At 62.7% G+C, this 19,136-nt stretch carries 22 protein-coding genes; 14 read left to right on the top strand and 8 right to left on the bottom strand.

Going from position 1 to position 19,136, the window contains the following annotated elements; all coding sequences use genetic code 11:
- Positions 1–159 precede the first annotated feature (159 nt).
- Positions 160–672, top strand: a complete 513-nt coding sequence (locus tag V1479_RS23220; protein WP_368804945.1) for a hypothetical protein — start codon at positions 160–162, stop codon at positions 670–672.
- 59 nt (positions 673–731) lie between these two features.
- Here V1479_RS23220 and map read toward each other — a convergent pair whose 3' ends face one another.
- The gene (map, locus tag V1479_RS23215) at positions 732–1,526 is read right to left on the bottom strand and encodes a type I methionyl aminopeptidase (protein WP_368804944.1); all 795 of its coding nucleotides are present in this window, start codon (positions 1,524–1,526) and stop codon (positions 732–734) included.
- Complete coding sequence (locus V1479_RS23210; protein WP_173190723.1) at positions 1,523–1,735, bottom strand: ParD-like family protein; 213 nt, start codon at positions 1,733–1,735, stop codon at positions 1,523–1,525. Before V1479_RS23210 ends, map begins: the two co-directional genes overlap by 4 nt.
- 162 nt (positions 1,736–1,897) lie before the next feature.
- Between V1479_RS23210 and V1479_RS23205 the strand changes: the two genes are divergently transcribed.
- Entirely contained in the window at positions 1,898–2,530 is a 633-nt protein-coding gene (locus V1479_RS23205) for a pyroglutamyl-peptidase I (protein ID WP_368804943.1), read from the top strand.
- Positions 2,531–2,565: 35 nt separating this feature from the next.
- Here the strand turns inward: V1479_RS23205 and V1479_RS23200 are convergent, their stop codons facing one another.
- Complete coding sequence (locus tag V1479_RS23200) at positions 2,566–3,744, bottom strand: aq_1923 C-terminal domain (RefSeq protein WP_368804942.1); 1,179 nt, start codon at positions 3,742–3,744, stop codon at positions 2,566–2,568.
- Positions 3,745–3,963: 219 nt separating this feature from the next.
- Between V1479_RS23200 and parC the strand changes: the two genes are divergently transcribed.
- Positions 3,964–6,243, top strand: coding sequence for a DNA topoisomerase IV subunit A (gene parC / locus V1479_RS23195; protein WP_173190728.1), 2,280 nt, complete (start codon positions 3,964–3,966; stop codon positions 6,241–6,243).
- An 89-nt stretch (positions 6,244–6,332) separates the two neighbouring features.
- Here the strand turns inward: parC and V1479_RS23190 are convergent, their stop codons facing one another.
- Complete coding sequence (locus V1479_RS23190) at positions 6,333–6,635, bottom strand: hypothetical protein (protein WP_368804941.1); 303 nt, start codon at positions 6,633–6,635, stop codon at positions 6,333–6,335.
- Between the two features lie 317 nt (positions 6,636–6,952).
- On the opposite strand from V1479_RS23190, the gene V1479_RS23185 reads away from it, so the two are divergent.
- From V1479_RS23185 to V1479_RS23160, 6 genes are all read left to right on the top strand, one after another.
- Entirely contained in the window at positions 6,953–8,545 is a 1,593-nt protein-coding gene (locus V1479_RS23185; RefSeq protein WP_438620840.1) for a sensor histidine kinase, read from the top strand.
- 20 nt (positions 8,546–8,565) lie between these two features.
- Entirely contained in the window at positions 8,566–8,958 is a 393-nt protein-coding gene (locus tag V1479_RS23180) for a response regulator (protein WP_368804957.1), read from the top strand.
- A 442-nt stretch (positions 8,959–9,400) separates the two neighbouring features.
- On the top strand, positions 9,401–10,348 hold the full coding sequence (gene msrP, locus V1479_RS23175; protein WP_368804940.1) for a protein-methionine-sulfoxide reductase catalytic subunit MsrP: 948 nt from the start codon (positions 9,401–9,403) through the stop codon (positions 10,346–10,348).
- A 2-nt stretch (positions 10,349–10,350) separates the two neighbouring features.
- Entirely contained in the window at positions 10,351–11,034 is a 684-nt protein-coding gene (gene msrQ / locus V1479_RS23170; protein WP_368804939.1) for a protein-methionine-sulfoxide reductase heme-binding subunit MsrQ, read from the top strand.
- Between the two features lie 97 nt (positions 11,035–11,131).
- Positions 11,132–11,701 (top strand): DUF3592 domain-containing protein, encoded by a 570-nt coding sequence (locus V1479_RS23165; RefSeq protein WP_368804938.1) that lies wholly within the window; start codon positions 11,132–11,134, stop codon positions 11,699–11,701.
- A gap of 76 nt (positions 11,702–11,777) precedes the next feature.
- Entirely contained in the window at positions 11,778–13,295 is a 1,518-nt protein-coding gene (locus tag V1479_RS23160; RefSeq protein WP_368804937.1) for a helicase HerA domain-containing protein, read from the top strand.
- On the opposite strand, the gene V1479_RS23155 is transcribed toward V1479_RS23160, so the two are convergent.
- From V1479_RS23155 to V1479_RS23145, 3 genes are all read right to left on the bottom strand, one after another.
- Positions 13,296–14,195 carry a DMT family transporter gene (locus tag V1479_RS23155; RefSeq protein ID WP_368804936.1) on the bottom strand — a complete coding sequence of 300 codons (900 nt, stop codon included), beginning with the start codon at positions 14,193–14,195 and terminating at the stop codon, positions 13,296–13,298.
- Positions 14,196–14,259: 64 nt separating this feature from the next.
- On the bottom strand, positions 14,260–15,018 hold the full coding sequence (locus V1479_RS23150) for an arginyltransferase (RefSeq protein ID WP_368804935.1): 759 nt from the start codon (positions 15,016–15,018) through the stop codon (positions 14,260–14,262).
- A gap of 104 nt (positions 15,019–15,122) precedes the next feature.
- The gene (locus tag V1479_RS23145; RefSeq protein ID WP_173190746.1) at positions 15,123–15,593 is read right to left on the bottom strand and encodes an RDD family protein; all 471 of its coding nucleotides are present in this window, start codon (positions 15,591–15,593) and stop codon (positions 15,123–15,125) included.
- A 145-nt stretch (positions 15,594–15,738) separates the two neighbouring features.
- Here V1479_RS23145 and V1479_RS23140 point away from each other — a divergent pair, with 145 nt between their 5' ends.
- Positions 15,739–15,984 (top strand): type II toxin-antitoxin system VapB family antitoxin, encoded by a 246-nt coding sequence (locus V1479_RS23140; protein ID WP_368804934.1) that lies wholly within the window; start codon positions 15,739–15,741, stop codon positions 15,982–15,984.
- Positions 15,984–16,379, top strand: a complete 396-nt coding sequence (locus V1479_RS23135; protein ID WP_368804933.1) for a type II toxin-antitoxin system VapC family toxin — start codon at positions 15,984–15,986, stop codon at positions 16,377–16,379. Before V1479_RS23140 ends, V1479_RS23135 begins: the two co-directional genes overlap by 1 nt.
- A 3-nt stretch (positions 16,380–16,382) precedes the next feature.
- Here the strand turns inward: V1479_RS23135 and hemB are convergent, their stop codons facing one another.
- Positions 16,383–17,408: a porphobilinogen synthase gene (gene hemB, locus V1479_RS23130; RefSeq protein WP_368804932.1), complete on the bottom strand. Its 1,026-nt coding sequence runs from the start codon at positions 17,406–17,408 to the stop codon at positions 16,383–16,385.
- Between the two features lie 183 nt (positions 17,409–17,591).
- Here hemB and V1479_RS23125 point away from each other — a divergent pair, with 183 nt between their 5' ends.
- The 3 genes from V1479_RS23125 to V1479_RS23115 all read left to right on the top strand — a co-directional run bounded on the left by V1479_RS23125 (position 17,592) and on the right by V1479_RS23115 (position 19,110).
- Positions 17,592–18,152, top strand: coding sequence for a TetR/AcrR family transcriptional regulator (locus V1479_RS23125; RefSeq protein WP_368804931.1), 561 nt, complete (start codon positions 17,592–17,594; stop codon positions 18,150–18,152).
- A gap of 3 nt (positions 18,153–18,155) precedes the next feature.
- Complete coding sequence (locus V1479_RS23120) at positions 18,156–18,536, top strand: RidA family protein (protein WP_368804930.1); 381 nt, start codon at positions 18,156–18,158, stop codon at positions 18,534–18,536.
- A 154-nt stretch (positions 18,537–18,690) separates the two neighbouring features.
- Positions 18,691–19,110 (top strand): DUF6163 family protein, encoded by a 420-nt coding sequence (locus tag V1479_RS23115; protein WP_368804929.1) that lies wholly within the window; start codon positions 18,691–18,693, stop codon positions 19,108–19,110.
- Positions 19,111–19,136 lie beyond the last annotated feature (26 nt).

The following is a 19,136-nucleotide window of genomic DNA, read 5'->3' as shown; positions in this document are numbered from 1 at the left end:
GTCTGTCGCGCCTAATCCGCTCTGGAGGCGTGTGATCGACCGCTCGCGCTGCTCCCTCATCCTGAGGTGCGAGCGAAGCGAGCCTCGAAGGACGCACGGCCACAGTCCGTTGTAGGTCGCGGAACGCTTTTGAGAATACGCTCCGGCGAAGTAGCCGGCGTGGCTTTCGAAAGCCGGTTATCACCGGCCCGCAGCAACGGGGGTGTTTTAGGTTCTCATGGTGGATTGGTGAAAAAAGAAAATTTTGTTTCCGAGATTATCAACGCTGAGACTAGGGGCTTATTTGTAAGTTACGCAAAAAGATCCCCAGAATCCGGGTTCGTTATTTCTGCAGCAAATGGCCCTTCCGAGGATCCGGTATGGAAAATCAACGCCATCGCGGTCGATTGGATTTTCTACAAGGAGAAGTCGTTTGCCGGAGACTGTGATAGCGATAGAGTCAAAATAGACGATATAATGAACGATTTGCTCGGAAGGAAAATTATAGCATTTCGAGTATCGGATAATGGAAGGATTCGCATTATTTTCTCGGAAGATCGATATGTCGATATCACTATACCTAATGCAGATGATGATCTGTATTGGGTAATAGGACGTGTCGAGCGGTGGATTTTGGCATTTGGCCGGGATGGCATGAGATTCACGGATCTCGGACGGGTGCGTGGGTTGTAGCCCGCGTGAGTTTTCTTGGGGCGCGCGAGGTTGTCAGTCCGGAAGCATGGAAAGCCGCGTCAGGTGTCCACCGCCACCCTTCTGCCCACCCCCGCACCGCGCTCGTCGGCGCGCAACGTCAGCACCGACACGCCGGAAGCTGTCACCGCCACGGTGTGCTCGAACTGCGCGGAGAGCGAGCCGTCCCGCGTCACCACCGTCCAGCCGTCGTCCTGCGTCTTCACGCTTCGCCGGCCGCGGTTGAGCATCGGCTCGATGGTGAAGACCATGCCCTCGCGCAGCACCGGCCCGGTTCCGGGCTTGCCGAAATGCGGCACCTGCGGTTCCTCGTGCATCTCGCGGCCGATGCCGTGCCCGCAGAATTCGCGCACCACCGAATAGCCGTTTCGCTTGGCGTGCCGCTCGATCGCCCAGCCGACATCGCCGAGCGTCGCGCCCGGCCGCACCGCGTTAATGCCCAACCACAGCGCCTCGTAGGTGGTCTGCACCAGCCGTCTGGCTGCCGGGTTCACGTCGCCGACGAGGTAGGTCTTGCTGGAATCGGCGATATAGCCGTTCTTCTCCAGCGTGATGTCGAGATTGACTATGTCACTATCCCGAAGCACGTCAGCCTGCGAGGGCACCCCGTGGCACACCACCTCGTTGATCGAGGAATTCAGCACGAAACCGTAGCCATACTGTCCCTTGCTCGCAGGCCGGGCCTTGAGGTCGTCGACGATGAAGCGCTCGACCAGATCGTTGATCTCGAGCGTCGACTTGCCGGCCAGCGGCGTTCGATCCAGCATCTCGAACACCGACGCCAGCAGCCGGCCGGACGCGGCCAGCAGCGCCAGTTCGTTCGGTTTCTTGATCACGCGTCACCCATAGCCAGCGCCGGCGCCGAAACGCCCGCCGAGTTCATCTCGCGCTGGATGATCTCCGAGAAGCTGAGCGTCGGGTTGGTCTCGCACAGCATGCCGATCTTGATCCAGAACACGGCCTGCGCGTTGATCGACCGGCACGATACCTTGCTGGCCCTGCGCAATTGCTCGTGCAGGTCGTCGTCGATGTTCACGATGCCCACTGAAGTCTCCATATATGATTCGTATATGAAGCATATATTCAAATGGATCTGGAAAGCCAAGACCGCCGGTGGGTCTTCCGGCAGTAAATGGCGCCGGTCGCAGGCCGTTCGAACCCGGCGCAAATTCGATTGGCTTTGGTTGCGTGCAGGCTATAGTGGCTCGTGTTCACGCGCCCGCCACGCATCCTCGTCACAGGTTTCTCGGTGTTTCCCGGCGCGCCGGTCAACCCGACCGAGGCGCTTGCCGGCATTCTCAACGACGAGCCCCCGGCAGGCGTCGAGGCGTTTCGCGCCGATGTGCTGGCCGTCGAATACGCGACGATCGCGGATCGCCTGTCGGCCATCGGCCGCGAGTTCCTGCCCGACATCGCGATCCATTTCGGTCTGGCGCGGGAGTGCAGCGGTTTCCGGCTGGAGCGCGTCGCCCGCAACAGCCATGACGGCGCGCGCCCGGACCAGTCGGGTGCGCTGCCTTCGGCCACGCGCGTCTGTGCCGGGCCGGACCGGCTGGCCTCGACACTGCCGCTCGACCTCATCGCCAAGCGTCTCGAGGGGGCCGGCCTGCCTGTCGAATGGTCCGACGATGCCGGCGGCTATCTGTGCAACACCGTTTTTACGCTGTCGGCGGCCCACGCCTGCGACGGCCTTCGTCCGGTAATGGCGGGTTTCGTGCACGTGCCGCCGCTGAAGGAAGCGGAACCGGACCACCCCGCCGCAATGGCCATCGACGACCTCGTCGCCGGCGCCCACATCGTCATCGCCGCCTGCATCGACGAGTGGAACGTCCGCGCCTGAAAATGAAAGGCCCGGTCTGAACCGGGCCTTTTTCGTCAGTCGTTGGCCGTAACGGTCACGCCCAGCGTCTTCGTCAGCTCTTTCGGCGCGCTCATGGCGCCGGCTGCGATCAGCGCGAAGGGCACAGGTGCCGGCGGCGCGGCCGTGATGCGCAGGCTCTGCGGATCGTCGAGGAAGGTGGAGACCGCCTGCGTGATCTTGGCCGTCAGGTCCGGGTCGCCGAGCTGGGCCAGCACGAAGGGCAGGATCGCCTTTGCCTGGTTGGCGACGTCGCTTGCGCTCATGTTCTGCTGCGCGGCGACAAAGTCCAGCACCTTGCCGGTGAGCGAGTCGTCGTCGAACGCGATCTCGGCGCGGTTGAACGAGAGCTGCTGCGCCAGCCCCAGCATGGCCATGCCCTGGGCCGATTTGTCGCCGTCGGGGTTGGCGAGCGCCTGCTGCTGGAGTTCGCGCAGCGACGCGATGAAATCGGGCGTGTAGCCGGCCAGGTCGAACGACAGGCCGAATGTGCCTGCACCGTCCACGGTTACGTCGTATTGCGAAAGCTCGATGCGGCCGTCCGTCGGCTGCCAGCTTCCCTCCATCTCCAGATAGCCCTGCAGTTCCTCGTAGCCTAGCGCCTGCATGATGGCGCGCTGCTGCGGCTCCAGGAACGAAAGGTTGACGGTGAACCCATCGGCCCCGCCGGTGAACGACATCGGCTCGCCGGCCTCGCCCGCGGTGACTTCCGCCTGGAGGTCGGTCAGGCTGAATATCTCGTTGCCCTGCGCGGCGACGCTCATCGAAGCGACGGCGATTGTCTCGTAGAACAGGAAACCGCCATAGGCGTCGCGGTCTTCCTCGCTGGGCAGCAGCAGGCCGGTCATCTCGACGCCTTCGACCGCCACCGAGCCGCCGTCGTTCGACATCGAATAGTCGTCCGCCTCGAGGCGCTCGATCCTGTAGCCCGAATCGACTTCCGAGATGCCGCTGAGCGTGATGTCGCTGATCGGGGTCGACTTGCCGTCAACCGTGACCGTGACGCCCGAGAGCACGGCGTCGTCGCCGCTGATGTCGGCGCTCGCCCAGTCGAGCGTCACGCCCTGGTCGGCGCTCAGCGCCTTCAGCCGGTCCAGCGCCTCCTCGACCGCCTGCGCGGATGCGCCGGTCACGGCGAGGCCGCCGAACAGGGTGGAGAGCGCAAGTGCCCGCAATTGCTTATGGATTATCGACATGGATCATTCCTTGAAAAAACCGTGTTGCCCGGCGCCGCACTCAACCGGGTGCCGCGAAGCGTGACATCGCGGCAAGATTCACTTATTTCGGCCGGAACGCAAATCAAAGCGGCCCGGCTCGCGTTTCTGTGTAAACGGTCGGTTTCGTCTCCTGCCGCCGCCTGCGGCGCGAGGCGATTGCGGCTTGCCCCGAATCACCCGCTCAAGTAACCGGATTTCATGGGAAAAGACCTTATTCCGCCCGGCTCCGACGGGGGCGATCACATCGAGCCGGTCGATCTGCGCAAGGCGCTCGAGGAACGCTACCTTGCCTATGCGCTCTCGACCATCATGCACCGTGCGTTGCCGGATGTGCGCGACGGGCTGAAGCCCGTCCATCGACGCATCATGCACGCCATGCGGCTTCTGCGCCTCAACCCCGAGCAGGGCTTTGCTAAATGCGCCCGCATCGTCGGCGAGGTTATGGGCAAGTTTCACCCGCATGGCGACCAGTCTATCTACGACGCGCTGGTGCGCTTGGCGCAGTCCTTCTCCGTGCGCTATCCGCTGGTCGACGGGCAGGGGAATTTCGGCAATATCGACGGCGATAACGCCGCCGCCATGCGCTACACAGAGGCGCGCATGACCGAGGTTGCCACCCAGCTTCTGGAGGGCATCACCGAGGACGCGGTCGATTTCCGCCTCACCTACAACGAGGAGGACGAGGAGCCGGTAGTGCTCCCCGGCGCCTTCCCGAACCTGCTCGCCAATGGCTCGTCCGGCATCGCCGTTGGCATGGCGACCTCGATCCCGCCGCACAACGCCGCCGAACTCTGCAAGGCAGCGCTCCATCTGATCGATCACCCGGAGGCGGAGGTCGAGGACCTGATGACCCGCGATCCGGCCGACGATCCGGACGAGAACAAGGTCCGCGGCCCCGACTTCCCGACCGGCGGTATCGTGGTCGATTCCTTCGACGCGATCCTCGAGGCCTACAAGACCGGCCGCGGCTCGTTCCGTGTCCGCTCGAAATGGCACACGGAGGATCAGGGCAGGGGCGTCTGGCAGATCGTCGTCACCGAGATCCCCTATGGCGTCCAGAAATCGCGGATGATCGAGAAGATCGCCGAGCTGCTTCTGGCCCGCCGCCTGCCGCTGCTCGACGACGTGCGCGACGAGAGCGCCGAGGATATCCGCCTCGTGCTGGTGCCCAAGAGCCGTACGGTGGACCCGGCCATCCTGATGGAATCGCTGTTCAAGCTCACCGAGCTCGAAAGCCGCTTCCCGCTCAACATGAACGTGCTCTCGCGCGGCAAGGTGCCGGGCGTCATGTCGCTCAAGCAGGTGCTGCAGGAGTGGCTGGAGCATCGCAAGGACGTGCTCGTCCGCCGCTCCCGCCATCGCCTCGCCGAGATCGTCCGCCGGCTGGAAATCCTCGGCGGCTACCTGATCGCCTATCTCAATATCGACGAGGTCATCCGCATCATCCGCGAGGAGGATGAGCCCAAGCCGGTGATGATGGCCCGCTGGGACCTGACCGATCTGCAGGCCGAATCGATCCTCAACATGCGCCTGCGCTCGCTGCGCAAGCTGGAGGAATTCGAGATCCGCAAGGAGTTCGACGCACTCACCGCCGAGAAGGAGCAGATCGAGGCGTTACTCGCGTCCGACGCCAAGCAGTGGAAGACGATCCGCTGGCAGGTGGAGAAGCTGCGCGACCAGTTCGGTTCCCACACCGAGCTCGGCCGCCGCCGCACCCAGTTCGCCGACGCGCCCGAGCATGACGAGCAGCACATTGCCCACGCGATGATCGAGCGCGAGCCCGTTACCGTCATCGTGTCGGAAAAGGGCTGGCTGCGCGCGATGAAGGGGCATCTGGCCGATTTCGAGGGCCTGTCCTTCAAGGAGGGCGACAAGCTCAAGCTCGCCTTCCACGCCCAGACCACCGACAAGATCCTCGTCTTCACCACAGGCGGCAAGTTCTACACCATCGGCGCAGATCGTCTGCCCGGCGGGCGCGGCCATGGCGAGCCGATCCGCATCATGGTCGACATGGACAACGAGCAGGACATCGTCACCGCCTTCGTGCATGACCCGTCGCGCAAGCTTCTCCTCGTGTCGCATCAGGGCAACGGCTTCGTCGTGCCCGAGGGCGAGGTGGTGGCCAACACCCGCAAGGGCAAGCAGGTCATGAACGTCAAATCGCCCGACGAGGCCAAGATCTGCGCCCCGGTTTCGGGCGACCATCTCGCCATCGTCGGCGAGAACCGTAAGCTGATCGTCTTCCCGCTCGCCGACGTGCCGGAGATGACGCGCGGCAAGGGCGTGCGCCTGCAGAAATACAAGGACGGCGGCGTATCCGACGCAAAGAGCTTCGCGATGGAAACCGGCCTGTCATGGACGGATTCCGCCGACCGCACCTTTGTGAAGACGCGCGAGGAGCTGGCCGAATGGATCGGCGCCCGCGCCGGCGCCGGCCGCATGGTGCCGAAGGGTTTCCCGAGGACGGGTCGGTTCTAGCGCGCCTCGCGCAGCAGCCGAAACGACCGCAAGAAAAAACCCCGCCGGCGCTAACCGGCGGGGTTTTGCGTAGGACGCTGATATGTCTATCAGAACGTCATGATCTGCGAGCAGAGCGCCGTGCCTTCCGTGCCGCGGTTCTCTTCCTCCTCGCACTGCGTGCGCAGCGTCTCGCGCTGCTCCTCGGTCAGTGCACCGTAGGCGGAGCGCATCTCGTCGACCGAGCGCATCTCGGTCATGGTGTCGTCGGTGTAGAAACCGCCAACCAGTTCGCGATCCATCATGATCGGGCTGTTGCCCTGGCTGTCAGTCGCTGCGTCCGTTGCAGTCTGTGCGAAGGCCGAACCGGCAAAAGCGGCACACAGGGCGGTAGCGAGAAGAATACGTTTCATCTTTAGGGCTCCTTCGTTGTTTTCATGATCGAGTCCTGACGATCGGTGAAGCAACGTATGCTTGCGGAAAATAGTTCCGCGCAATTTTGTTGCGAATCGCAACTGCGCGTTCACGGCTGAGTGATCGATGCACCGGAAGCGAGGTGGACTGCTGGGGAGCGGACGGCGCAGAGCACATGAATTTGCAGGCTTGGGCGTCGCGCGCATTTCGCTTCGGTATTCGCGATGCGGAATATTTGGTCCGCTGCTCATGGCACAAGCTGCGATTGTGCTCTAAATGAGGTTGACACTTTTCCCACGCCTGTAGCCGAGGTCGCTTGAAGCACCAAACTCGACTCAACGATGAATCGCGCCGTTCGGCAGCTCTTCACAGCTACAACGTGATGGATTCACCACGTGAGGCAGAGTTCGACGATATAGCCAGGCTGGCAGCGGAGGTTTGTGCAACACCGATTGCTGTCGTCAATCTCGTCGACACGCACCGGCAGTTTTTCAAGGCCGAAGTCGGTCTCGGTGTGCGGGAGACGCCGCTTGAGACATCATTCTGCGGGCACGCGATTCTCTCCGAAGACATGATGGTGGTGAACGACGCGTCCAAGGACCCGCGCTTCGACGGCAATCCACTGGTGCACTCCGAGGGTGGATTGCGCTTTTATGCGGGCGCACTCCTGAAAGCGCCTGGGGGACTCCCAATCGGTACGGTCTGCGTTCTTGATACCGTCCCCCGCGACCTCGATGCCCATCAGATACGCACGCTGAAGCTCCTTGCGCGCCAGGTGATGACGCAGTTGGAACTAAGGCGCTCAATAGCCGATCAGGCCTCGGCCGTGGAGCGCCTTTCGGCGCTGATGGAACTCGGAGATCGTCTGCGGCCGTTGGACACTTATGCCGACATGGCCAGGATTGCAGGCGAGATTGTCACGCGGACTCTCAGAATTTCGCGAGCTGGCTTCGGTCGTTTGAGCAATGGCTTTGAAACAATCACGATTGATGGCGATTGGGCGATCGAGGGCCAGGCGAGTGTCGCTGGCATACACAACCTCGACGATTATGGCCTGTTCAGTGCAGCTCTCAACGATGGTCGAAACATTATTCTGAATGACGTCAGAAGCGATGCCCTGACCAAGGACGACACGGCTCTGCTGGAAGCGATCGACGTAAGGTCGATGATCAACGTTCCCCTTGTCGTTCACGGGAAGGCCATTGCGTTGTTTTTTGCGCATGACCGGCTGCCGCGCCTCTGGAGCGACAGCGACATCGACTTTGTTCGATCCGTTGCGGACGGCGTTCAGGTAAATATGGACAGGCTGAGCGCCCAGAAAGAGCAGAAGATCCTCAATCAGGAACTGAGCCATCGCCTCAAGAACACGTTGGCTATGGTGCAGGCGATCGCAACGCAGACACTGCGACAGGTTACCGATCGACAGGCCGTGGAGGCATTCACCCAACGCATCGGCGCGCTCTCGCGCGCACACGATGTGCTGGTGAACCAGAGTTGGTCCGAGGCAATCGTGCGGGACATAGTCGTCGCGGTGCTCTCAACCTTTGATCGGATGGACCGGTTCGATCTTGTGGGTCCTAACCTGCGCATAGGCCCAAGAGCCACCCTGTCACTCTCGTTGATCCTCCACGAACTCGCGACCAACGCAATCAAATATGGCGCCCTCTCGGTTCCTGAAGGGCGTGTCGCTGTGGAATGGCGGGTCGAACGCGACGAGACCGGGGATATTTTGATTTTTAGCTGGATAGAGAGGGATGGCCCCCCTGTCGTCGAGCCCTCAGGCCGTGGATTTGGGTCTCGGCTTATTAATATGGGTTTGATTGGAACCGGCGGTGTTGAGGCAAGTTACCGTCATTCAGGCCTGATGGTTCTCATGCAGGCAAAGCTGCAGCAGATGCAGCAGACATAGGCGGCATAGGTTTGTCCCAAATTTCAGGCGTCCGAACGATCGTACTCGTTGTAGAGGACGAGCCGCTTCTTCGCATGGCCGCGGTGGACATGGTGGAAGACGCAGGCTTCGAGGCACTCGAGGCGTGCAACGCTGCCGAAGCAGTCACGATTTTGGAAGGCCGCACCGACATACATATTGTTTTCACTGACATTGATATGCCGGGAGACATGGATGGCATGAGGCTGGCGGCGATTATCCGAGATCGTTGGCCGCCCATCCATCTTATCGTGACATCCGGCCACGTAGCCTCTCGCGACCTTCGCCTGCCTCCCGACGCCGTCTTTTTCGGAAAGCCTTACGACGAACGGCAGGTGACGCAGGAGATGCTCAAAAGGTCCTTGAACAGCGGGGCCGGTCCCACCGGCGCCTGACAAGGGACAGCAAGCGTCGGGTTCCTGAGAGCTCGAATCCGATAGCCGGTCTTGGCCGGTTGCCTACGGGCGGTTGCCGCTGCAACTCGATATGAAATCCCGTAATCCGGCAACTTTTATCCATGTCTTGGTCATCGCGGCGACGGTGCCGCGGGCACGGCGTCGATCTTTGCCAGAAGAGCGCAACCGCCCGGATCTATTCAGCACGCGACTGTAGTGGGGAGCCCGCTGCATTGGAGGTCCATCAACCCACCGCCCTCATCCTGAGGTGCGAGCGCAGCGAGCCTCGAAGGACACAAAGCCCCCAAAAATCCTACAAAAAACACGCCTTCGTGATGTAACATTTCATGTCGTTCGACCGAAACTATGTTCGTGTGCGCAACGTGACTGGTCATTGAAAAGCGGGCTCCGGCCCGCAGGCCGAAAGCAGGAGATCATGCCCATGGCTTCATATCGTTATCCGAAGGTGGCGGCGTCCGAGATAACGCCGCGGTCCGTCTGGCTCGACCGTCGCCGTTTCCTGGCTGGTGTCGGCACGGCGGCCGCATTGCCGCTCATCGGCGGCGGTGTAGCTCATGCGGCGGCATTGAAGACCACCCCTGGTCCCTTCACCATCGACGAGGAGCCGACCGCCAAGTCGGACGTGACCAGCTACAACAATTTCTACGAGTTCGGCACCGGCAAGGCCGACCCTTCGGCCAACTCCGGCGACTTCAGGCCGGAACCGTGGACGCTTGAGGTCGACGGCCTTGTCGGCAAGCCGCAAAAGTTCGATCTCGACAGCCTGCACGCTTTCCCTCTGGAGGATCGCACCTATCGCATGCGCTGCGTGGAAGCATGGTCGATGGTCATACCGTGGGTGGGCTTTCCGCTCGCAGCCCTGCTTGACCGCGTCGAGCCGCTGGGCAGCGCGAAATACGTTGCATTTGAAACGGTCGTGCGGCCGGAGGAGATGCCCGGTCAGCGCGGGCTGTTCCAGCCGCTGGAATGGCCTTATGTGGAGGGCCTTCGCCTCGACGAGGCGCGCCATCCGCTCACCATTCTTTCCGTCGGCCTTTATGGCGAGACCCTGCCGAAACAGAACGGCGCGCCGGTCCGCCTCGTCGTGCCGTGGAAATACGGCTTCAAGGGCATCAAGTCGATCGTGCGCATGACGCTGGTGGAAGAGGAACCGGTGACGAGCTGGTCGCGTCTTGCGCCGCAGGAATACGGTTTCTATGCAAACGTGAATCCTGAGGTCGACCATCCGCGCTGGAGCCAGGCGAGCGAGACGCGCGTCGGAGAGGGCGGGTTCTTCAACGCCGCCCGGCGCCCGACGCTGCCTTTCAACGGTTATGCCGATGAGGTTGCCAGCCTCTACGCCGGCATGGATCTCAGGAAGAATTACTGACCATGGCACAGGTAGAAGCCAGATCGGTGCAAGCGAAACCGGCCCAAGGCCGAACGGCGCGGGCGAAGCCCTGGAACTGGCGGCCCGCCAGCATATGGGCGCTCTACGCTGTGGGTTTCGTGCCTGCCGTCTGGTATTTCTACCTCGGCGCGACGGGGCAGATAGCGGGCAACGCGGTCAAGGAGTTCGAGCATCTGCTGGGCATCTGGGCGCTGCGCTTCCTCATTGCCGCGCTCACCGTCACGCCGCTGCGCGATCTCGCCGGCGTCAACCTGCTACGCTATAGGCGCGCGCTCGGCCTTCTCGCCTTCTGGTATGTGCTCATGCATTTCCTCACCTACATGGTGCTCGACCAGAACCTCAACCTTGGAACGATCCTGGCCGACATCGCCAAACGGCCGTTCATTACCATCGGCATGGCCTGCCTCGTGCTGCTCATACCGCTGGCGGCGACCTCGAATGCGTGGTCGATCCGCAGGCTCGGCCCCCACTGGCAGCGCCTGCACAAGCTCAGCTACCTGATCGTTCTTGGCGCTGCGACCCATTTCGCCATGTCGGTGAAGGTCGTCACGGCCGAGCCGTTCATCTACCTGCTGATCGCCTTCGTGCTCGTCGGCTACCGCGCCCTGCGGCCGCGCATCATGCGCTGGAAAAAGGCCCGCCGCCTCGCGGAGAGTGCCCGTTAACCCATTCGGATAAGCGCAATTTAACCGAATTCCTTGGTCGTTGCTCAACATACCCATGCTAGTCTGAGGATGGGGAAAACGATCGGCGGGGGCCGAGATGGATACGGCGAGCTTCGGAGCAATCCGGGCCAGAGGCGGCCGCAATACGCGGCATCGGGGCAGGGCGCTCAACGTCCTCATTGGCATGGCGTTGGCCATCGTATCCTTCGCATTGCTGGCAAGCGTGCCCTCGCGGCAGGCGGCCACGCATATGGAGGCACGAGCCTGGCCAACGGCCGAGGCGACCATCGTCTCCGCAACGCTCTTCGAGGATCGACTGCCGCGCGGCGAAGGCTTCGTCAGTGAGCTCGTTCTGTCGGTCGCTTACGAATTCGAAGCCGATGGCGAGCGGCGCACCGGCCATTCGGCCAGCCTTTCCGACCGTGCCGAACCCGGCGACCGCCGCCTCCGCCGGCTCTACCATCGGCTGGTCTTCGCCAGCGTAACGGGCCGGACGGTGCCGGCCCATTACGATCCCGACAATCCGGACCGCGCCTATCTGGAGACCTCCTTCGCCTGGCGCCCGGCAATCCTGAAGGGTCTCCTGGGACTGGTGGGCATGATTGCTGGGCTGCTTCTCATGGCTGCGCCCCTGCGATTGCTCGGCCGGCCTGCGCCTCTCTTGTGAATTGCGACCGCCGACCCGCGCAATGTGTTGCCGGGGATGATATGCCTGCCGCATTGCAACACGCGTCGAGGCATGAATGAAGGTCGGTATCGATCTGGGAACGGGCGCGGGCGGCGCGCCGGCATCCGTCGACCTTGAGGAACTGCTCGCCACGCGCCTGCTCGTCCAGGGCAATTCGGGTTCTGGCAAGTCGCACCTGCTGCGCCGGCTGCTGGAGCAGTCGGCTCCCTGGGTGCAGCAATGCGTGATCGACCCCGAGGGCGATTTCGTGACGCTGGCCGACAGGTTCGGCCATGTGGTGGTCGACGCTGCGCGCACCGAGACGGAACTCACGCGCATCGCCGGCCGCATCCGCCAGCATCGCGTCTCCGTGGTGCTCAACCTCGAGGGGCTCGACGTCGAGCAGCAGATGCGGGCGGCCGCCGCCTTCCTCGGCGGCATGTTCGATGCCGAGCGCGACCACTGGTACCCGGTGCTTGTTGTGGTAGACGAGGCCCAGCTCTTCGCGCCCGCCGCAGCCGGGGAAGTCTCCGACGAGGCCCGCAAACTGTCTCTGGGCGCGATGACCAACCTGATGTGCCGCGGCCGCAAGCGCGGCCTCGCCGGCGTCATCGCTACCCAGCGCCTCGCCAAACTTGCGAAGAATGTCGCTGCGGAAGCTTCCAACTTCCTCATGGGGCGTACCTTTCTCGACATCGACATGGCGCGCGCAGCCGACCTGCTCGGCATGGATCGCCGTCAGGCGGAGCAGTTCCGAGACCTCGATCGCGGTCGCTTCGTGGCGCTCGGCCCGGCGATCGCGCGCCGGCCTCTGCCGGTGGCGATCGGTGCGGTCGAGACGTCCGCGCGCTCCGTCAGCCCCAAGCTGATGCCGCTGCCGGAAACGGCGCCGGAGGATGCTGCCGAGCTGATCTTCAAGATGGACCCGATCGAGCTGCGCCAACCGGTTCGTCGACCACCACCGCCGCCTCCGCCCACACCCACGGCGGAAATCCTGGCCCAGCTCGCCCGGTCCAAGCCGGAGTCGGCCGCAGCCGATGCGGGGTCGCTTTTCCCCGAGATCGACGAGGCCGAACGAGGCGCCGCTCTCGATGCCGTATTGCGCGAGATCGTGGCCGATGCCGACGCCGCGTTCCGCACGGTCGCTGTGCTCTACCAGGATTTTCTCGTGCGCTGCCGCATCCACAGGGTGCCGGGCCAGCCGCTCGACCTAGCCGCCTTCAAGCGCAGGCTGGCGATTGCACGGGCCGGCGTCGACGAGGCAATGGCGAGCGACGATGCCTGGCAGGAGGCGCTACGCATGTCGGAAAGCCTCACCGACGACATTCAGGGTGTTTTCCTGATCGTCGCGCAGGCGGCCCTGGCCGGCGCGCCGTGCCCGTCCGATGCGACGCTGGCGCGGGCCTACGGTACGCATTCGCTGTCGCGCGCGCGTCGGCTGCTCACCTATTTCGAGGAGCGGGGACTGCTGGTGGTTCGTACGGATTTCCACGGCCAGCGCATCGTGGTCTTTCCCGACCTCGGCGCCGAGAGTGCGCCGGGCGATCCCAACGCGCCGGATGAACTTGCCGAAAGCCGCGACGCTGCCGAGTAGTCAGGGCGCGTGGCGGACTGCCTGTGCGGCGCGGCGTCGCCGGCCTTGATGAAGCTGCCACAGCGAATGGGAGAGCAGGGCGGTGATCAGGATCGCCCCGCCGACCAGCGTCTGCGGCGTTGGCGTCTCCAGGAAGATCAACCACACCCAGATCGGCGCCAGAACGGTTTCCAGCAGGTAGAACATCGCTACTTCCGGGCCGGAGATGTATTTCGGGCCGGTCGCCAGCAGGAAAAAGGCGATCGGCATCACCACCGCGCCGTTGAGGACGATCCACCACGGCGCCTCGATCCTGTAGCCAACCTGCGCGACCATGGCGACGGCGACCAGCAGCGGCAGACTGACCGCGACCAGCGAGGTGAAGCCCATGTCTCGCCCGGTTGCCCGCGTGATGGTGATGGCCGAGGCGATGCACAGCGACGAGCACAGCGCCAGCACATTGCCGAAAAGGCTGCCGGCGGAGATGCCGTCGCTGACGATGATGGCGACACCCACCAGCATGGCAGCCATGGCCGCCAGCGTCGCGGGACGCGGCCGCTCCTTGAGGAAGAACCATGAAAGCACCGCCGCGAAGACCGTGTTGAAGGCCAGCAGGAATACGAGATTGGCCGTCGGGATATGGTAGACGGCGCTCAGGAAACAGATTGAGCCGATGCCGTAGCATGCGGCGACCGCCAGGCCGGCCTTGCCGGGCAAAAGCGCAGGCGCGCGCGGCGAAAGCGCCCGCCAGACCGCCCACACTATGGCGGTGACCACCAGCGTGGTGGCGCAGCGCACCATCAGCACCGACCAGACGTCGCCGTTGGCGAGCTTGATGAGCGGAATGTCGACGGTCAGCGTCAGCCCGCCGATGGCGGTCAGCAGCAGACCCTTGGAATGGTCGGAAATGGGTGCGGACATGGAAACTGGCTCCGGCGGAACGCCGAGGAAGGCAACGGGCGAAAGGCGGAAGAACCGGATACCTTCAGACGGCTTCGTGGTCGTAGCGTTCCCAGCCCTTGGGACCGAGATGCTCCTGCGGTCCGAAGCGTACCTTATAAGCCATCTTGCGGGACCCGTTGACCCAGTAACCGAGATAGACGTGGGGCAGCCCCGCCGCGCGGGCGCGCGCGATGTGATCGAGAATCATGAAGGTGCCGAGCGAGCGATCCTCGAACTCAGGATTGAAGAACGAATAGACCATCGACAGCCCGTCGCCCATGCGATCGGTCAGCGCGACCGCGATGAGCTCGCCTTCGCCCCGGCCGGTGATGAAGGAGTCCGGGCCGCGCCTGCGATATTCGATGATCTTGGTATCAACATGTGTATCTTCGACCATCATCGCATAGTCGAGCACGGTCATGTCTGACATCCCGCCGCGGCGGTGACGCGCATCGAGATAGGTGCGGAAGAGGGAATATTGTTCGGTCGACGGCTCCGCGTCATGCTCCACGCCGATCAAGTCGGCATTGGTGGCCGCAACGCGCTTCATGCTGCGCGACGGCTTGAATTCGTCGACGAGGATGCGCACCGAAACACAGGCCCGGCAGGTTTCGCAGGCGGGGCGATAAGCGATGTTCTGCGAGCGGCGGAAGCCGCCCTGCGTCAGGAGGTCGTTGAGTTCGGCCGCGCGCTCGCCGACGAGATGCGTAAACACCTTCCGCTCGAACTGTCCTTCGACATAAGGACAGGGCGAAGGCGCTGTCAGGAAGAACTGCGGCGATTGCGTCGGTTGGTGCTTCATGAGCCGTTGCTGCGATTCAGGTTTCTAGGCTTGTCACGCCCGCAGCAAACGTCAACTGTAAAATATTGAATATGACGTAACGCAAACCTTGGAGCACAAGGCGTTCAGCGGTCGTCGCGGGTCACCACCGTGCCGAGCAACAGATCGTGAACCGTGCGCTTGCGGTCCAGGAAGAGTGTCGCGAGCAGGATCAAGGGCGTCAGGATGACGTTGCCGGCCCAGAACAGCACGGTATGCACCACGGCGATCAGGCCGTCGACGGGACGACCGTCGAGACGGTCTAGGCGGATGCCCATCATCTTCATGCCGACCGTTGCCTGGTTGGCGCCGCCCAGCGTGTTCCACACATATAGCAGGGCCACCGCAGGGCCGAGTATGGAAAAGAGCATCCATCCCAGCCCCAGCGTGAGGACGCCGAGGATCGCGACCAGGATGGCAAACGGGATCAGCAGCAGCGCGATGATGCAATAGTCGATGATGAAGGCGAATATGCGCCGTGTCCGCACACCCTCATAGACACGCGTGTCTTCGAGGCGTGACGAGATGATCTCACCGTCGAGAACCCGTGTGTTCATGATGCGCGCTGCTCCTTGTGCTTCGCGGATGATCGTCCGTTGCAGATGGGAATTGTGCTACCGAATTCAAGATGGCACTTCCCTTCCAGTCGTGTATCCGATGCTGTATATACGGATAGATACAAATGGCTAGATAGAGTGTGAGATGGCCTTTCATATCAGGAATTCTGAGACTGAGGCCTTGGCGCGGCGGCTCGCTGCCCTGAGGAAGGCGGGTTTGACAGAGGTGGTGCACGACGCGCTCCGCCACGAGCTCGATCGAGAACTGGGCAAACCGTCACTGGTCGAAAAGGGGCTTGCGTTTAGCCGCGCTCTTCGCGCGAAGGGGCGATCCGAGCGCGGCCTTCCGGCCGACAAGGCATTTATCGACAGCCTTTACGAGAACGACTGATGTTCATTGACGCTTCCGCGCTGACCGCGCTCCTCACCGACGAGGACGATGCGCGCGAACTGCTGGCCCGCATGCAGGGGGCGACGACGCGCATCACTTCGCCGATGGCGGTGTGGGAGGCAGCCATCGCTGTCGCTCGCGTGCTCGACTTGAGTGTGAAAGAAGTCGCTTCTGCGCTGGAGGCGTATTTCGAAGAGATGGGAATCGAGGTCGTCGCCGTTCCGCCTTCGACCGCCAGGATTGCGATCGACGCCTATGACCGCTACGGCAAAGGCCGGCATCCAGCGCGACTGAATTTCGGCGACTGCTTTGCCTATGCCTGTGCGAGGCATTTCGGCATGCCTTTGATGTTCAAGGGGGCGGATTTCCCCCTAACGGACATCGAAGCGGCCTAGGTACTAGCCCTTCAGCATCTCCGCCACGCGCGGCGCGAAATAGGTCAGGATGCCGTCGCAGCCGGCCCTCTTGAAGGCCAGCAGGCTTTCCAGCATCGCCTTTTCGCCGTCGAGCCAGCCATTGGCGCTTGCGGCCTCGATCATCGCGTATTCGCCGGACACCTGATAGGCGAAGGTCGGCATCTGGAACTCGTCCTTTAGCCGCCGCACGATGTCGAGATAGGGCAGGCCGGGCTTGACCATGATCATGTCCGCGCCCTCGGCAAGGTCCTGCTCGGTCTCGCGCACCGCCTCGTCGGAATTAGCGTGGTCGATATAATAGGTCTTCTTGTCGCCCTTCAGCAGGCCCTGCGTGCCGATCGCCTCGCGATAGGGGCCGTAGAAAGCGGAGGAGAACTTCGTCGCATAGGACATGATCGCCACGTCCTGAAAGCCCGCCGCATCCAGCGCATCGCGGATCGCGCCGATGCGTCCGTCCATCATGTCGGATGGCGCGATGATGTCCGAGCCTGCAGCCGCCTGTAGCACCGCGGCAGCCGCGACCTGATCGACGGTCTCGTCGTTGACGATGATGCCGCCATCGAGAATGCCGTCATGGCCGTGGCTGGTGAAGGGGTCGAGTGCGGCGTCTGTGATGATGCCGATCTCCGGCACTGCGGCCTTGATCGCTCGCGTGGCGCGGTTGATGAGATTGTCCGGATTGAGGATTTCGGAGCCGGTCCGGTCGCGCAGCGCGAGATCCACATTGGGGAAGGTGGCGAGCGCCGGAATGCCAAGCTTCGCCGCTCGTTCGGCTTCCTTCACTGCCAGATCGACCGATAGGCGGAACACGCCCGGCATGGCCGCGACTTCCTCGCGGCGGTCTTCGCCATCGACCAGAAAGATCGGCCAGATCAGGTCGTTCACCGTCAGGTGGTTTTCCTGAACCAGCCTGCGCGACCAGTCTGCCTTGCGCATCCTGCGCAACCTGCGCGACCCGGTGATCTCGTCGACGGTGCGCGACGGTTTCAGGCGGGCTGGGCTGTTCATGGCATTCACTCCGGTTCGCCGGCTTCTATCACGGTCAGGGCGAGCGAACCAAGCATGCAATGGCAGGCCAAAATGCCGCTGGACAGCAATTTTAGAATGTGTATTTTAAAATGAGAATTCTAATTAGAGAGTCAGATGGGACGCAACCGCTCTTTCGATGAGACCCAAGTGCTGGAAAGCGCGATGCACGCTTTTCGTCGCCACGGTTACGCCGGCATCTCGATCAAGCAGTTGGAGGAAGCGACGGGTCTCAGTTCCGGCAGCCTCTACAACGCCTATGGCGACAAGGAGGGATTATTCCGCGCCGCGATGGCGTTTTACGTCGACGGTTATGTAGCTGGCCGCATCGCGGCGCATGCGGGGCCGGTGGCGACGCTCGATGACCTTGAGCAACTGTTCCTCACCTTGTTCAGGGAGCCCATGACCGACGGCAATGGCTGCCTAGTCGTCAATTCCACGATGGAGTTTGGAACGCAGGGTTCCCCGGGCGAGGAGGCGATGGCGCGGTCGTTCGATCTGGTGACCGCCGGCATCCACGGGGTGCTGGAGCGCGAGATCGAGCCAGAGCGCGCCGCCGCGGAAGCCGACAAGCTGCTTCTTCTCTATCACGGCATCCTCGTCTTCTCCCGGGCAGGGCGGTTCGACGAAGGCTTCGAGGATGCGGTTCGATCACAGTTCGACATCCTGCGACAATCGCGAGACCGCTTCCGGTCCCGCCAGGGGACAACCCAGAAGGAGGAATGAAATATGACCAGGAAGTTCAACCCGGAAGGAATGACCCCGCCGCCATTCTACAGCCATGGCGTTGAAGTGCAGGCCGGCGCGCGCATGGTCTTCGTCTCCGGGCAGGTCGGTCTCCGGCACGACGGGACGGTTGCCGAGGACATTGGGGCGCAGGCCGCCGTGGCGATCGAAAACCTCACCGCCGTCCTTGCCGCTGCCGACATGACGCCCGCCGACATCGTGAAGTCCACGATCTACCTTACCGACGAGGCCAATTTCGAGGGGTTCACCGCAGCGGCGGCTCCGCTGCTCGTTCAGCCGCCGGCAGCGACTACGCTCGTCTATGTGAAGGCGCTGGCTTCGCCGTCGTTGTTGGTGGAGATCGAAGCCGTCGCGGCGGAGTAGGAAGTGCTCGATCCTGCCGTGCTGTGATTCCGTGTGCAAGGCGGCGCCCTTCAGTGGGCACGCTTTGCCCGATCACCATCGCGGATGCCTTTGCCCAACCGCGCGGCAAAAACTATGCTTAACGAATCGCAACGATCCGGAGCAGTCATCCGCAATGCAGCAGGTCTTTGAACGCGCGCCCCTGCACGCGACCACGCTGGAACTGATCTGGCAGTGGTTCCACAGGATCGTCGCCGTCTACTGCCTGCTGTTCGGGGTTCTCTACTGGGTGCGGCTGGTGGGCATCTATGAAGGCGCCAACTGGCGCTTCGACCTGATGCCGATTCACTGGCAGGTGGTTTCGGTGACGCTTGCGGTCCTGTTTCCGTTTGCCGCGAGCGGCCTCTGGATGCTCGCTTCCTGGGGCTTCGTCATCTGGTTCATCTGTGCGGTGATCGAGACGACGATGTATGCGGGCTTTTCCGATCTTTACGGCTGGCGCATCGAGGTGATCGTCTCCCACGCGCTGGTCGCGGTGATCTACGCCACCTTCAGGCTGGTCTTCTATATCCGCTCGCGCAAACAGGAGGATTAACCATTTTTTAGGCCTCTTTGCAGCTC

The sequence above is a fragment of the Neoaquamicrobium sediminum genome (genome assembly GCF_040970315.1).
Taxonomy (GTDB): domain Bacteria; phylum Pseudomonadota; class Alphaproteobacteria; order Rhizobiales; family Rhizobiaceae; genus Aerobium; species Aerobium sediminum.
The sequence above is the reverse complement of the archived record's forward strand: the minus strand, read 5'-3'. Positions and strand labels throughout refer to the sequence as shown.

Excerpts from the sequence above, each read along its gene's own strand:
- parC (WP_173190728.1), top strand. The coding sequence starts at position 3,964 with ATGGGAAAAGACCTTATTCCGCCCGGCTCCGACGGGGGCGATCACATC.
- V1479_RS23150 (WP_368804935.1), bottom strand. The coding sequence starts at position 15,018 with ATGAAGCACCAACCGACGCAATCGCCGCAGTTCTTCCTGACAGCGCCT.
- msrP (WP_368804940.1), top strand. The coding sequence starts at position 9,401 with ATGGCTTCATATCGTTATCCGAAGGTGGCGGCGTCCGAGATAACGCCG.
- V1479_RS23115 (WP_368804929.1), top strand. The coding sequence starts at position 18,691 with ATGCAGCAGGTCTTTGAACGCGCGCCCCTGCACGCGACCACGCTGGAA.
- hemB (WP_368804932.1), bottom strand. The coding sequence starts at position 17,408 with ATGAACAGCCCAGCCCGCCTGAAACCGTCGCGCACCGTCGACGAGATC.
- V1479_RS23135 (WP_368804933.1), top strand. The coding sequence starts at position 15,984 with ATGTTCATTGACGCTTCCGCGCTGACCGCGCTCCTCACCGACGAGGAC.
- V1479_RS23120 (WP_368804930.1), top strand. The coding sequence starts at position 18,156 with ATGACCAGGAAGTTCAACCCGGAAGGAATGACCCCGCCGCCATTCTAC.
- V1479_RS23165 (WP_368804938.1), top strand. The coding sequence starts at position 11,132 with ATGGATACGGCGAGCTTCGGAGCAATCCGGGCCAGAGGCGGCCGCAAT.
- V1479_RS23160 (WP_368804937.1), top strand. The coding sequence starts at position 11,778 with ATGAAGGTCGGTATCGATCTGGGAACGGGCGCGGGCGGCGCGCCGGCA.
- V1479_RS23190 (WP_368804941.1), bottom strand. The coding sequence starts at position 6,635 with ATGAAACGTATTCTTCTCGCTACCGCCCTGTGTGCCGCTTTTGCCGGT.
- V1479_RS23140 (WP_368804934.1), top strand. The coding sequence starts at position 15,739 with ATGGCCTTTCATATCAGGAATTCTGAGACTGAGGCCTTGGCGCGGCGG.
- msrQ (WP_368804939.1), top strand. The coding sequence starts at position 10,351 with ATGGCACAGGTAGAAGCCAGATCGGTGCAAGCGAAACCGGCCCAAGGC.
- V1479_RS23145 (WP_173190746.1), bottom strand. The coding sequence starts at position 15,593 with ATGAACACACGGGTTCTCGACGGTGAGATCATCTCGTCACGCCTCGAA.
- V1479_RS23125 (WP_368804931.1), top strand. The coding sequence starts at position 17,592 with ATGCACGCTTTTCGTCGCCACGGTTACGCCGGCATCTCGATCAAGCAG.
- V1479_RS23155 (WP_368804936.1), bottom strand. The coding sequence starts at position 14,195 with ATGTCCGCACCCATTTCCGACCATTCCAAGGGTCTGCTGCTGACCGCC.
- V1479_RS23200 (WP_368804942.1), bottom strand. The coding sequence starts at position 3,744 with ATGTCGATAATCCATAAGCAATTGCGGGCACTTGCGCTCTCCACCCTG.